Below are 13350 nucleotides of genomic sequence, written 5' to 3'. Positions count from 1 at the left end.
TCATGAGCAGCACCCTGATCGTTCAACTGGACATGCGCACCCTCTGCCAGGAAGCCGACATTACGGCGGACTACGTGATCGAAATAGTCGAGCACGGCATCGTCGAACCCTCTGGGCGAACGCCTGAGGACTGGTTGTTCGACGATCAGGCGCCGCTTTTGGCCAAGCGCGCGGCGAAGCTGCACCAGGAGTTGGAACTGGAGTGGGAAGGCGTGGCGCTGGCGCTGGAGCTGTTGCAGGAAGTGCAGCAGCTGCGCAGTGAGAACAACATGCTGAAACAGCGCTTGGGCAGGTTCACCCAACTGGGATGAGGCCAGTGCGGGCCCCTTCGCGGGGCAAGCCCGCTCCCACAGTTACAGCACAATCAAGGACTGTGAGGTCCCTGTGGGAGCGGGCTTGCCCCGCGAAGGGGCCTGCACCGGCACCCTCACGTTCAGGCCGGCTCAGCCCCCGGGTTCAGCATCAGCTGCATGAACGTCAGGTCCAGCCAGCGGCCGAACTTCACCCCCACCTGCGGCATCTGCCCGGTCACCACGAACCCCAGCCGCTCATGCAGGCGTACCGACGCCGCGTTGCCGCTTTCGATGGCCGCCACCATCACGTGCTTGCCGCAACCCCGCGCGCGTTCCACCAATGCGCCCATCAACAGCGGCCCCAGGCCCTTGCCGCGCTGGTCGCCGCGGATGTACACCGAATGCTCCACGGTATTGCGAAAGCCCTCGAACGGCCGCCAGTCGCCAAACGACGCATAACCCAGCACGCCGCTCTCATCCACCGCCACCAGAATCGGGTAGCCCTGCTGCGCACGGGCCTCGAACCAGGCCTGGCGGTTGCCCAGGTCGACGGGTGTTTCGTTCCAGATCGCCGTGGTGTTGCGCACGGCGTCATTGTAGATGTCGAGGATGCCCGGTACATCGGCGGGCAAGGCGTCGCGGATTTCGTGGCTCATTGCAGCGTCTCACAAGGTCGATGGGCGCAGATTAAATGGTTACTAGCCCGCGTACACCTTCTGCCTGCATGTTATCCCCGCGCCCACGCTGAATGATCTCGCCGCGGGCCATCACCAGGTACTGGTCGGCCAGTTCTTCGGCGAAGTCGTAGAACTGCTCCACCAGCAGGATGGCCATGTCGCCACGTTGGGCCAGGCGCCGGATGACCGCGCCGATTTCCTTGATTACCGAAGGCTGGATACCTTCGGTGGGCTCGTCGAGTATCAACAGGCGCGGGCGGCTGGCCAAGGCGCGGCCAATGGCCAACTGCTGTTGCTGGCCGCCGGACAGGTCGCCGCCGCGGCGCTGTTTCATCTGTTCCAGTACCGGGAACAGTTCGTAGATGAAGGCGGGCACTTCACGGGCCTCGCGGGCGGGGAAGCGCGACAGGCCCATCAACAGGTTCTCCTCCACGGTCAGCCGCGCGAAGATTTCGCGGCCTTGGGGCACGTAGGCGATACCGGCCTGCACCCGTTGCTGGGGCTTGAGCATGGTGATCGGCTTGCCTTCCCATTCGACGCTGCCTTCGCGGGCTGCGACCAGGCCCATCAGGCAGCGCAGCAGGGTGGTCTTGCCCACGCCGTTGCGGCCCAGCAGGCACGTGACCTCGCCGACCTTGGCCTCGAAGGACAGGCCGCGCAGGATGTGGCTGCCGCCGTAGTATTGGTGCAGTGTGTCGATTTTCAGCATGTCATGTCCCTGGAAGTTTGTGCGCTGGCTGTGAGGATCATCGGCCCAGATAAACCTCGACCACCCGCTCATCCGCCTGCACCTGCGCCAGCGAGCCCTCCGCCAGCACGCTGCCTTGGTGCAGCACCGTCACATGGTCGGCAATGCTGCCGACAAACCCCATGTCGTGCTCCACCACCATCAGCGAATGCGTGCCGGCCAGCCCCTTGAACAGCTCTGCGGTGAACTCGGTTTCGGCATCGGTCATGCCCGCCACCGGCTCGTCGAGCAACAGCAGTTGCGGCTCCTGTACCAGCAGCATGCCGATCTCCAGAAACTGCTTCTGGCCGTGGGACAGCAACCCTGCCTGGCGCTGCGCCAGCGGTAGCAGGCGCAGGGTGGCCAGCACGTGTTCGATGCGCTGTCGTTGCTCGCCGCTCAAGCGCGCGGCCAGGCTGGCCCACACCGACTTGTCGGCCTTCAGCGCCAGCTCCAGGTTCTCGAACACCGTCAGCGCCTCGAACACCGTGGGCTTCTGGAACTTGCGGCCGACCCCGGCCTGGGCGATCTGGTATTCGCTCATGCGGGTCAGGTCGAGGGTGTCGCCGAAAAAGGCGCTGCCGCTGTCGGGGCGGGTCTTGCCGGTGATCACGTCCATCATCGTGGTCTTGCCGGCGCCGTTGGGGCCGATGATGCAGCGCAGTTCGCCGACGCCGATGTACAGGTTCAAACCATTCAGCGCCTTGAACCCATCGAAGCTGACGCTGATGTCTTCCAGGCTCAGCACCGTGCCGTGGCGGATATCGAGGCCGGCCTTGCGGCTCTGGCCGAGGCCGATGGCGTCGCGGCTGGCGCCAAGGGTGTCGAACACCGGCTCCAGCATGAACTCGGGATGAACCGGGGGCACGCCTCTCATGGCTGGCTCCTTTTCTTCAGCAGGCCCACCACGCCTTTGGGCAGGTACAGAGTGACCAGAATGAACAGCGCACCGAGGAAGAACAGCCAGTACTCGGGGAACGCCACGGTGAACCAGCTCTTCATGCCATTGACCAGGCCTGCGCCCAGCAGCGGGCCAATCAACGTGCCACGCCCGCCAAGGGCGACCCAGACAGCGGCTTCGATGGAATTGGTCGGCGACATTTCGCTGGGGTTGATGATGCCCACCTGGGGCACATACAGCGCGCCGGCCAGGCCGCACAGCACGGCGCTCAGCACCCACACCAGCAGTTTGAAGCCGCGCGGGTCGTAACCGCAGAACATCAGGCGGTTCTCGGCGTCGCGCACGGCAGTGAGCAGCCGGCCGAACTTGCTGGTGGTCAGGCGCCAGCACAGGTACAGGCTGGCCAGAAGCAGGCCGACAGTCAGCAGAAACAGCACGGCCCGTGTGCCTTGCGCGGCAATGTCAAAGCCCAGAATGGTGCGGAAGCTGGTAAAGCCGTTGTTGCCGCCAAACCCGGTCTCGTTGCGAAAGAACAGCAGCATGCCGGCAAAGGTCAGGGCCTGGGTCATGATCGAGAAGTAAACGCCCTTGATCCGCGAGCGGAAGGCGAAAAAGCCGAACACCAGCGCCAGCAGCCCAGGCGCCAGCACCACCAGGCACAGGGCCCAGGCAAAATGCTGGGTGCCGGCCCAGTACCAGGGCAGCTCGGTCCACGACAGGAAGGTCATGAAACCCGGCAGGCCATCGCCGGCGGCCTGGCGCATCAGGTACATGCCCATGGCGTAGCCGCCGAGGGCGAAGAACAGCCCGTGGCCGAGCGACAGCAGCCCGGCATAGCCCCAGACCAGGTCCAGGGCCAGGGCGACGATGGCGTAGCAGAGTATCTTGCCGACCAGTGTCAGCGTGTAGGCCGAGACCTGCAGGGCATGGTCGGCCGGCAGCAACGACAGCAGTGGTAGTGCCAGCAGCAACAGCACGACGACAGTGCCGATGGCCAGCGACAGGCGCGGCCCGGCTTTTTGCGAAGCGGTGACAAGCAGTGGCTGGTTCATCAGTCGATTACCCGTCCCTTGAGGGCGAACAGGCCTTGCGGGCGCTTCTGGATGAACAGAATGATCAACGCAAGGATGAGGATCTTGCCAAGCACCGCGCCGATCTGCGGCTCCAGCAGCTTGTTGGCGATGCCTAGGCCGAAGGCGGCCCAGAGGCTGCCGGCCAGTTGCCCGACACCGCCGAGTACCACCACCAGGAACGAGTCGATGATATAGCTTTGGCCCAGGTCCGGGCCGACGTTGCCGACCTGGCTCAGGGCCACGCCACCGAGCCCGGCGATACCGGAGCCGAGGCCGAAGGCGAGCATGTCGACGCGCCCGGTGGACACGCCACAGCAGGCGGCCATGTTGCGGTTCTGCGTCACCGCGCGCACGTTCAGGCCGAGCCGCGTGCGGTTGAGCAGCAGCCAGGTCAGCAGCACCACGGCGAGGGCGAAGCCGATGATCACCAGGCGGTTGTACGGCAACACCAGGTTCGGCAGCAGTTGGACACCACCGGACAGCCACGCCGGGTTGCTCACTTCGACGTTCTGCGCGCCGAAGATCAGGCGGATGGCCTGGATCAGGATCAGGCTGATACCCCAGGTCGCCAGCAGGGTTTCCAGCGGGCGGCCGTACAGGTGGCGGATCACCGTGCGCTCCAGCGCCATGCCGACCCCGGCGCTGACGGCGAACGCCACCGGCAGGGCGATCAGCGGGTAGAACTCGATGGCGCCCGGGGCGTAGCGCTGCAGCAGCACCTGGACCATGTAGGTGCTGTAGGCACCGAGCATCAGCATTTCACCGTGGGCCATGTTGATCACCCCGAGCAGGCCGAAGGTGATCGCCAGGCCCAGCGCCGCCAGCAGCAGGATCGACCCCAGCGACAGGCCGCTGAACGCCTGGCCCAGCAGCTCGCCAACCAGCAGCTTGCGTTTGACCTGGGCCAGGCTGGTTTCGGCAGCGGTACGCACGCCGGCATCGCTTTCGACGCCGGGCTGCAGCAGCGCCTCCAGGCGGGTGCGGGCGACCGGGTCGCCGGTCTCGCCGAGCAGGCGCACGGCGGCCAGGCGTACCGCAGGCTCGCCGGCGCCCAACTGCAGGTTGGCCAGGGCAAGGCCGAGGGCGGCGTGTACGGCAGGGTCCGCTTCGTTGGCGAAGCGCCGGTCGAGGAAGGCCATCTGCGCCGGTTGCGCGCTCTTCTGCAGTTGCTGGGCGGCGGCCAGGCGCGCGTCGTTGTTGTCGCTGAGCAACTGGTGGCTGGCCAGGGCGTTGTCGATCAGGCCACGCAGGCGGTTGTTCAGGCGCACCTTGCGGGTGTCGCCTTCGGCGATGCGGCCTTGGCGCAGGTTTTCCAGCAGCCCCAGGCGCGCGGCATCGGGTTGCGCCGCCCAGCCTTCGAGCAGGCGAGCCTGTTCGGCGGGCTTGGCGCTGAGGAAGAATTCGCCCTCGCTGGCCTGGGATGCCAGGGGCAGCATAAGGAGCAGGGTGAGCAGGAGTCTGAGCATGCGGGCAATCCTGGAAATCAGTGTGGATGCTTCGCGGGGCAAGCCCGCTCCCACAGGCTCGAGGCTGTTCTCAAGACCTGTGGGAGCGGGCTTGTCCCGCGAATGGGCTGCACAGCAGCCCCAGTGCACTCAGTTACCTTTCACTGCGTAATCAGGGCGCTTGTCGTTACCCGGAATGAACGGGCTCCAAGGCTGTGCCCGCAGTGGCTGCTCGGTCTCCCAGACCACGCTGAACTGCCCGTCATCCTGGATCTCGCCGATCATCACCGGCTTGTGCAGGTGGTGGTTGGTCTTGTCCATGGTCAGGGTGAAGCCGGACGGTGCCTTGAAGCTCTGCCCAGCCAAGGCTTCGCGCACTTTGTCGACCTCGGTGGACTTGGCTTTTTCCGCCGCCTGCGCCCACATGTGGATGCCCACATAGGTGGCTTCCATCGGGTCGTTGGTCACCGCCTTGTCGGCGCCGGGCAGGTTCTTGGCCTTGGCGTAGGCCTTCCAGTCGGCGACGAACTTCTGGTTCACCGGGTTATCCACCGATTCGAAGTAGTTCCACGCCGCCAGGTGGCCCACCAACGGCTTGGTGTCGATGCCACGCAGTTCTTCTTCACCCACCGAGAAGGCTACCACTGGCACGTCGGTGGCCTTCAGGCCCTGGTTGGCCAGCTCTTTGTAGAACGGCACGTTGGAGTCGCCGTTGACGGTAGAGATGACAGCAGTTTTACCGCCGGCAGAGAACTTCTTGATGTTGGCGACGATGGTCTGGTAATCGGCATGGCCGAACGGGGTGTAGACCTCTTCGATGTCCTTGTCGGCCACGCCTTTGCTGTGCAGGAAGGCACGCAGGATCTTGTTGGTGGTGCGCGGGTAGACGTAGTCGGTGCCCAGCAGGAAGAAGCGCTTGGCGCTGCCGCCTTCTTCGCTCATCACGTATTCCACGGCCGGGATGGCCTGCTGGTTGGGCGCGGCGCCGGTGTAGAAGACATTCGGCGACATCTCTTCGCCTTCGTATTGCACGGGGTAGAACAGCAGGCCGTTGAGCTCTTCGAACACCGGCAGCACCGACTTGCGCGACACCGATGTCCAACAACCGAACACCACGGCAACCTTGTCCTGGGTCAGCAGCTGGCGGCTTTTCTCGGCGAACAGCGGCCAGTTGGATGCCGGGTCGACCACCACCGGTTCGAGCATCTTGCCATTCACGCCACCCTTGGCGTTGATCTCGTCGATGGTCATCAGCGCCATGTCCTTGAGCGAGGTCTCGGAAATGGCCATGGTCCCCGACAGCGAATGCAGGATGCCGACCTTGATGGTCTCGGCGGCCTGGATGCTCCAGCTAAGGCCCATCGCAGCAATCGATGCGCTGAGGGTAAAGGCCTTGATCAGACTGCGACGCTTCATGTGCTCTCTCCGCTGGTTTTTTTTGGTGTTGGCCAAGCGGGAGGGGCGTTGCAAGGGGTGTGCCGAACCATCGGATGGCTCTGGAACGGGGTTTACAGTGGTAGATCGGGGTGGCTGTGCACTGCGATGGGAAGGCGGTGCAGAGCATGCTTCAAGTTGGGGCGTTGTTGCCGAGGACCTGATAATTCTGTCAGTAGCCGATTTTGCGCACGCCTTACACACTGAGGCAGTGTTTATTCTGTGCTCAACGAAGGAGCTCTGAGTTATGCCACTGACCCCCCTCTACAAGGTTATTGCAGGGACTTGCGCGCTGTCGTGTGTCCTCGCCACTACCGGTTGCGCACAGGTTTCAAGCGTCGAGGCGCCAGTGCCGGTTTCCGCTGATGTCTACGCTGATCAGATCGGAGACAGCCGGTTCGAGCCAGGCGCATTGCAGCAGCAGGCAAGCGGTTACAGCGTGCAAAGCGGCAATCTTCTCGGCAAGCAGGGGGTAAGCGGCGCCATGGTGGTGATCCGCGCACCCGATGGCGCCGTGACCGTCTTCGTTGACCGCGAAGGCAATCGTGGGCTGCTGCAGGTGGATGCCTCAGGCAAGCGAACTTTCACGCCTGATGTCGAGTTCGATCCACTGCAGCTAGACACTGTCGAGGACAAGCCGCAAGAAACAAGACCCTCCGCGCTACCGGCGCCCGGTGCTGTCACTTACGTGGACGCGTTGGTCGGTTTCACCACCCAGGCATTGGCCGCAAGAGAAGTCGACCCATATGCTTTTGCGCTTGGCCAGATGGAGTGGGTCAATTTGAGCTTGCGCAATTCCGCAGTCAGAAACATCGAGTTGCGCCTAGCGGGGGTTCTCGTCACTCAAGAAGATATTCCGGTGACTACCGCAGGGCTGTCGACGTGGCAGCAGCGACTGACGGCGCTGCGCTCCAGTTACCGGCATGACATCAACGTCGGCTTCTCGGTAGGCGGGGACGCCGGCGGCTGGGCCTACAGACCTGGGTATTCAAGTGTCAATTCCATCCATGGGACTTCGCCGTTCAAACACGAAATGGGCCACAACGTTGGCGGTGCCCACTGTTACCCCGCCGCTGGGGACAACTACAGACACGGCTTCGATGCGGGAGGTGGCTTTACCACCAACCTCTGTGGCAACAGCCGGCCTTATTATTCGACGCCCGACATTAGCGTCGACGGCCGCGTTATTGGTGACGCGAAAACGGCCGACATGGCTAGGCTCTGGCGCGAGCAGGCTGGTCGGCTCAGCAGCTATAGCCCAGCATTGGCCGGTGAGCGACTTATCTACGTGTCCACACAGGGAGCTGCGCAGGTTACCCTCCCGGCCGGTAATGCGAGGCGTCGCGTGGGCGTAGTGGCGCTTTCTACGGAAGTTGGCCCGATCTCCCTGGTTTACGGTGGGCAAGGTGTCACAACATTAACCGTCAAGTTGCAGGGCGCCGACGGGCGGCAGCATCCCGTCAACTTCCGCGCACTACGACACATGTCGGGGTGTCCACAGACCACGACGATGAACAGCTATCAGCTGTGCCACCCTGACAGTGGGGGGGCCATGACGCTGATTCTCTCCTACGAAGTCGAGGACAACCTTCAGCTTCCAGCGGGTTGGTACAACGGCACGGTAGAGCTGAAGGCTCTGGACGTCGACAATTCCACCTGGTCAGTCCCTATTCTGGTCACCATGGCCGTGCGTCGCTAAGCATGAGCAAGCACAGGGGCCGAGAGCAGCCCCTGTGCTTCATCAGGTATTGCGAACTGACGTCCGCGGACGGCGTTGACTGCGCACAGATTGATAGGTGACCGCCAACAGCACAAACCAGATCGGCGTGACGACAAGCGCGGAGCGGGTGTCTGCTTCAAGGCTCAGCAGCACCAGAATAAAGGCGAAGAACACCAGGCACACGTAGCACATGAAGCGCCCGCCGGGCATCTTGTACTTCGAAGCCTGGTGCAGCGCTGCGCGGGTTTTGCGGTACTTCAAGTACGACAGCAGGATCAGCGTCCAGACGAACATGAACAGCACCGCCGAAACCGTAGTGATCAGGGTAAACGCCTCGACCACGTCAGGAATCAGGTAGATCAGCACCGCGCCCAGCAACAGGCAGGTACAGGAGAAGTACAGGCCGTTGGCCGGTACCGCGCGGCGCGACAGTTTCTCCAGTGCCTTCGGCGCGTCACCTTCCTGGGCCAGGCCGTAGAGCATGCGGCTGGTGGAAAACACGCCGCTGTTGGCCGACGAGGCCGCCGAGGTCAGCACCACGAAATTGATGATGCTGGCCGCTGCCGGCAGGCCGGCCAGGACGAACAGTTCGACGAATGGGCTCTTGCCCGGTACCACGTCGCGCCACGGGGTCACGGCCATGATCGCGAGCAGTGCCAGCACGTAGAACACGATGATACGGATCGGGATCGAGTTGATCGCCCGGGGCAGGGTGCGCTCTGGGTTTTTCGCTTCGGCGGCAGTGGTGCCGACCAATTCGATACCGACGAAGGCGAACACGGCGATCTGGAAGCCGGCGAAGAAGCCCATCAGGCCATTGGGGAACATGCCGCCGTCGTTCCACAGGTTGGCCAGCTGCGCGGTGCGCCCGCTCGGCGACTCGAAGCCGCTGATGACCATGTACAGGCCGGTGGCAACCAGGCCGAGGATGGCGACGATCTTGATCAGGGCGAACCAGAACTCGAGTTCGCCGAACATCTTCACGGTCACCAGGTTCAACGACAGCAGCACCGCCACGCAGGTCAGCGCGGGTATCCACTGTGGCAGTTCCGGGAACCAGAATTGCGTGTAGGCGGCGATCGCCACCACATCGGCGATGCCGGTGACCACCCAGCAGAACCAGTAGGTCCAGCCGGTGAAGTAGCCGGCCCAGGGGCCCAGCAGGTCGGCGGAGAAGTCGATGAACGACTTGTAGTTGAGGTTCGACAGCAACAGTTCGCCCATGGCGCGCATGACGAAGAACAGCATGAAGCCGATGATCATGTAGACGAAGATGATCGATGGGCCGGCAAGGCTGATGGTCTTGCCCGAGCCCATGAACAGGCCAGTGCCGATCGCGCCGCCGATGGCGATGAGCTGGATGTGGCGGTTGGTCAGGTTGCGCTGCAGATGCTGCTCTTCAGCGGGAGGGGAAGAGGTCCGGGTCATTGGCTGCATTCCATTGAGGGTCAGTCTTTTTTTGTGAAAGCCAAGTAGGCTAACACGGGCGTCCCAATTCGGGGCGCGACAGATCGACACGATTCATGGGTTGCAGGGGGCCGCTTTGCGGCCCCGCAGGCCTCAAGCCTGGGCCAGTACCCGGCGGCGCACCACCAGGCTGTCGACCAGCCACATCACTACCATCGACACCCCCACCAGCGGGAACATCACCCCCAGCACGACCATCACCCCGACCGCCGTCTTCCAGCGCGGCAGGTCATGGCGCAGCGGCGGCACACCCAGCCCGCCCGTTGGCCGGCGCTTCCACCACATCACCAAGCCACTGACCGACCCCAGCAGAATCATCAGGCACACCACAAGGATGATGATCTGGTTCAACGCCCCGAACATCTTGCCTTCATGCAGCATCACGCCCAGCTCGGTAGCCCGGGCGACCGGGCTGTAGTCCTGCCAGCGCACGTCGGCCAGCACCTTGCCGGTGTACTGATCGACATGCAGGGTGGCGTCGTTGCGCGGGTCGTCGGCGAACACCGCAACGGTGAACACGCCGTCGGCCGTGGTCGGCAGGGTAATGCTGTAGCCCGGCTCGACCTGACGCGAAGTGGCGATGTCCTCGACCTGCTGCAAGCTCACTTGCGGCGCTGCCGGGGCGTTCGACATCATGTGGTGCCCGGCATGTTCGGCATGGGCGCCGGACTGCGGCATGGGGGTGTTCTCCACCGCCCAGGGCACGGTCTGGCGGTGGGCGCTGTTGAGCTCGCGGGCCTGCTGGTCGGACTTGGGCACGTCGTTCCACATCGCGGCGGGAAAACGGTTCCATAAGTCGGCGTACTGCTTGCCCCACATGCCCGTCCAGGTCATGCCACTGAGCAACATCAGCAGCAACAGGGCCGAGCCCCAGAACCCGGTCACCGCATGCAGGTCACGCCACAACAGCCGACCGCGTGCGGAAAACCGCGGCCACAGCACGCCGGCGCTGTTGCGCCCGCGTGGCCACCACAGATACAGGCCCGACACCACCAGCACGATGCCCCAGCCCGCCGCCAGCTCGACCAGGCGATCACCGACCGTGCCGACCATCAGCTCGCCGTGCAGGGCACGGGCAACCGCCTGCAGGTTCTGTTTGCCATCCTGCTCGCCGAGCAGCTTGCCACTGTAGGGGTCGACGAACACGTTCAATTCGCGCCCGCCGTCATGCACCACGAACTGCGCGCTGCGCTCGGCATCCAGCGGCGGCAGGTACTGGCCGACATGGCCTTGTGGATAAGCCTTGCGCACCTCGGCCAGCAGGGTGTCGGCAGGCTGTCGATGATGGCCGGCTTCGACCACCATCAGGTCGCGGTACAGCAGCGGGTCGAGCTGCGGTTTGAACAGGTAGATGATCCCGGTGATCGCCAGCAGGATCATGAACGGGGCGACGAACAGCCCCGCGTAAAAATGCCAACGCCAGGCCAGGTTGTAGAAAGAGATGCGTGTTCCGCGCATGGGAACCTCCTGTTTGACCAGGTGAGGGGCGCGACCGCAGCCGCGCCCATTGTTGTTGTCAGAAGCTGAAGTCGACCTTGGTCCAGAAGGTCCTGCCTGGCTCGTTCACCGGCTGTGGGTCTGTGGCCGGGTAGCCGAACCCGGCGTTCCCGGCCAGGTTCAAGTGCTCGGCGTAGGTTTTGTCGAACAGGTTGTCGACCCCTGCGCTGAGCTTGAGGTTGTTGTTCACCTTGTAGGCACCATTGAGCGAGAACACGCCGAAGCCAGCGCTCTTGTCGTAGTCCTTGCCCACCACATTGCCTTGGTTCTCGGCGATGCGGTTTTGCGCGGCCACCAGCCGCCACAGGGCGCCGACACTCCAGACGTCGCGGCTGTAGGTCAGGCCCAGGCGACTCTCCAGGGGCGGCATTTGCGGTAGCGCTTTGCCATCACTGCTGTTCTTGCCCCAAGCGTAGGCCAGGGTAGCGTCGGCTTTCCAGTTTTCGCTGAGCTTGTAGGCCGCGCCCAATTCGCCGCCCATGATGCGCGCGTCGATGTTCTGGGCCTGGGAGGTGCTCATGCCCATCATGCCGGTGCGGTAGTCGAACAGAATGTAGTCGCGGATCTGCCCGACATACCCCGAGGCCCAGGCCTCCAGGCGTTCGTCGCGGTACTGGATGCCGAAGTCGAGCTGGGTGGTCTTCTCTGGCTTGATGCCGTCGAAGGCGTTGGCAGCACCGGCCGGCGCTTGCTTGGGCGAGAACAGTTCCCAGTAGTCGGGGAAGCGCTGGGCATGGCCCAGGCCGATGTAGGTGGTAGCGGAAATGGCCGCCAGGTCGTGCTCGTAGCGCACGAAACCGCTGGGCAAGGTATCGGCGCGGGTGTCGCCTTCAGTGGCGCTGCCTTTGCGCAAGTCACGGGCCGAGGCACGGTCCAGGCGGGCGCCGCTGATCAGCCGGTCTGCGTCGCTGACGTACCAGGTCAGCTCGCTGAAGGCACCGTAGTTATGGAAGTCGGCGTCCTTGGTCCAGGCCTGGCCCTTGTGCGCATCGACGCCCATGCCGCCGCGCTGGCGATGCTCGTTGGTCTGCGCATCGATGCCGCTGACCAGTTGCACATCGGCCCAGCGCCAGGTCGCCTTGACCCGGGCGCCCATGGTGCGGCGGTCGACGTTGCTGACCATGGGCATGCCCATCATGCCGCTGCCGGAGGGGGTACGCAGGCTGTAGTTGTCCATCACGTGGTCGGCGTAGTTGTAGTAGACCTGCGCCTCGACCTTGTCGAGCACGTCGCCGAGGTTGGACTTCTCGAACCGCAGCCCCAGGCTTTCACGCTTGAACTGCGAGCCGTCCATGCCGCGCCCGGCATAGCGTGCTTCGCCGTCGCCCTTGCCGGCGGTGAGTTCCAGCAGGGTGTCCTGGTCGGGGGTCCAGCCGAGGGTGACATCGCCGTTCCATTTGTCCCAGCGCGACGGCACGGTGTCATCGTTGCCGTCATGGTAGTCGTCCGAGCGCGACTGGTTGCCGACGAAGCGGGCATAGGCCTGGCTGTTGCCGGCGGCGGCGTCCAGTACCTTGTCGAAGCGGCCATTGGAGCCGGCCAGCAGGCTGGCGTTGACGCGGCTGCCCAGGGTGCCGAATTTTTCCGGTTCGCGTTCGAAGAGGATGGTACCGGCCGAGCCGCCAGGGCCCCAGATCACGCTTTGCGGGCCTTTGATCACGGTCAGGCGGTCGTAGGTTTCGGGTGATATGTACGACGTCGGTGCATCCATGCGGTTGGGGCAGGCGCCCAGCATCACGCCGCCATTGGTGAGGATGTTCAGGCGTGAACCGAACATGCCGCGCAACACGGGGTCACCGTTGGTGCCGCCGGAGCGGATTGCCGAGAAACCGGGGATGGTCTTGAGGTAATCGGCACCGTCGCTGGCCGGTACCGGCTGGCGTGGGTCCTTCGGGTTGGTGACCACGGTCAGCGGCGAGCTGGGCGCCACGGCGGTGATCACCGTCGGGCTCAGCTCGGGGGCGGCATGCGCGTGCTCGGCGTGGCTGAGGTCGCTGGCCAGGGCCATGGGCGCGATCAGCGAACCGCAGACGGCGGCGATGGCCCCGCGCAGGGACAGGGCAAAAACAGGGGTGCAGCCAGACATAATGATTCCAGTCGATCAGTCATGAGTGAG

Annotated in this window: 11 protein-coding genes; 2 read left to right on the top strand and 9 right to left on the bottom strand. The window is 64.0% G+C overall.

Translation table 11 applies throughout. The annotated features are described in order from the left end of the window. Window positions 1-2 precede the first annotated feature (2 nt). The gene (locus PC358_RS18695; protein WP_033701768.1) at window positions 3-311 is read left to right on the top strand and encodes a chaperone modulator CbpM; all 309 of its coding nucleotides are present in this window, start codon (window positions 3-5) and stop codon (window positions 309-311) included. 122 nt (window positions 312-433) lie between these two features. Here the strand turns inward: PC358_RS18695 and PC358_RS18690 are convergent, their stop codons facing one another. The 6 genes from PC358_RS18690 to urtA form a co-directional block, all read right to left on the bottom strand. After that, window positions 434-949, bottom strand: a complete 516-nt coding sequence (locus PC358_RS18690; protein ID WP_033701767.1) for a GNAT family N-acetyltransferase — start codon at window positions 947-949, stop codon at window positions 434-436. 31 nt (window positions 950-980) lie between these two features. Continuing rightward, window positions 981-1679, bottom strand: a complete 699-nt coding sequence (gene urtE / locus PC358_RS18685; protein ID WP_033701766.1) for an urea ABC transporter ATP-binding subunit UrtE — start codon at window positions 1677-1679, stop codon at window positions 981-983. A 37-nt stretch (window positions 1680-1716) separates the two neighbouring features. After that, entirely contained in the window at window positions 1717-2574 is an 858-nt protein-coding gene (gene urtD, locus PC358_RS18680) for an urea ABC transporter ATP-binding protein UrtD (RefSeq protein ID WP_033701764.1), read from the bottom strand. Beyond that, on the bottom strand, window positions 2571-3650 hold the full coding sequence (gene urtC / locus PC358_RS18675; RefSeq protein WP_033701763.1) for an urea ABC transporter permease subunit UrtC: 1080 nt from the start codon (window positions 3648-3650) through the stop codon (window positions 2571-2573). The genes urtD and urtC overlap by 4 nt, the downstream gene beginning before the upstream one ends. Then, window positions 3650-5137 (bottom strand): urea ABC transporter permease subunit UrtB, encoded by a 1488-nt coding sequence (urtB, locus tag PC358_RS18670; RefSeq protein ID WP_033701761.1) that lies wholly within the window; start codon window positions 5135-5137, stop codon window positions 3650-3652. Before urtB ends, urtC begins: the two co-directional genes overlap by 1 nt. Before the next feature lie 129 nt (window positions 5138-5266). Then, window positions 5267-6532: an urea ABC transporter substrate-binding protein gene (gene urtA / locus PC358_RS18665; protein ID WP_033701760.1), complete on the bottom strand. Its 1266-nt coding sequence runs from the start codon at window positions 6530-6532 to the stop codon at window positions 5267-5269. A 265-nt stretch (window positions 6533-6797) separates the two neighbouring features. Here urtA and PC358_RS18660 point away from each other — a divergent pair, with 265 nt between their 5' ends. Then, window positions 6798-8249 (top strand): hypothetical protein, encoded by a 1452-nt coding sequence (locus PC358_RS18660; protein ID WP_033701759.1) that lies wholly within the window; start codon window positions 6798-6800, stop codon window positions 8247-8249. Window positions 8250-8291: 42 nt separating this feature from the next. Here the strand turns inward: PC358_RS18660 and cycA are convergent, their stop codons facing one another. From cycA to PC358_RS18645, 3 genes are all read right to left on the bottom strand, one after another. Beyond that, window positions 8292-9698 carry a D-serine/D-alanine/glycine transporter gene (gene cycA / locus PC358_RS18655; RefSeq protein WP_033701758.1) on the bottom strand — a complete coding sequence of 469 codons (1407 nt, stop codon included), beginning with the start codon at window positions 9696-9698 and terminating at the stop codon, window positions 8292-8294. A gap of 132 nt (window positions 9699-9830) precedes the next feature. Continuing rightward, on the bottom strand, window positions 9831-11195 hold the full coding sequence (locus PC358_RS18650) for a PepSY-associated TM helix domain-containing protein (protein ID WP_033701757.1): 1365 nt from the start codon (window positions 11193-11195) through the stop codon (window positions 9831-9833). Window positions 11196-11253: 58 nt separating this feature from the next. Then, window positions 11254-13320 carry a TonB-dependent copper receptor gene (locus PC358_RS18645; protein WP_033701756.1) on the bottom strand — a complete coding sequence of 689 codons (2067 nt, stop codon included), beginning with the start codon at window positions 13318-13320 and terminating at the stop codon, window positions 11254-11256. Window positions 13321-13350 lie beyond the last annotated feature (30 nt).

The sequence above is a fragment of the Pseudomonas capeferrum genome (genome assembly GCF_000731675.1).
In the GTDB taxonomy this organism is placed as follows: Bacteria; Pseudomonadota; Gammaproteobacteria; order Pseudomonadales; family Pseudomonadaceae; genus Aquipseudomonas; species Aquipseudomonas capeferrum.
Note: the sequence above shows the minus strand (reverse complement) of the source record. Positions and strands in the feature narration are given on the sequence as shown.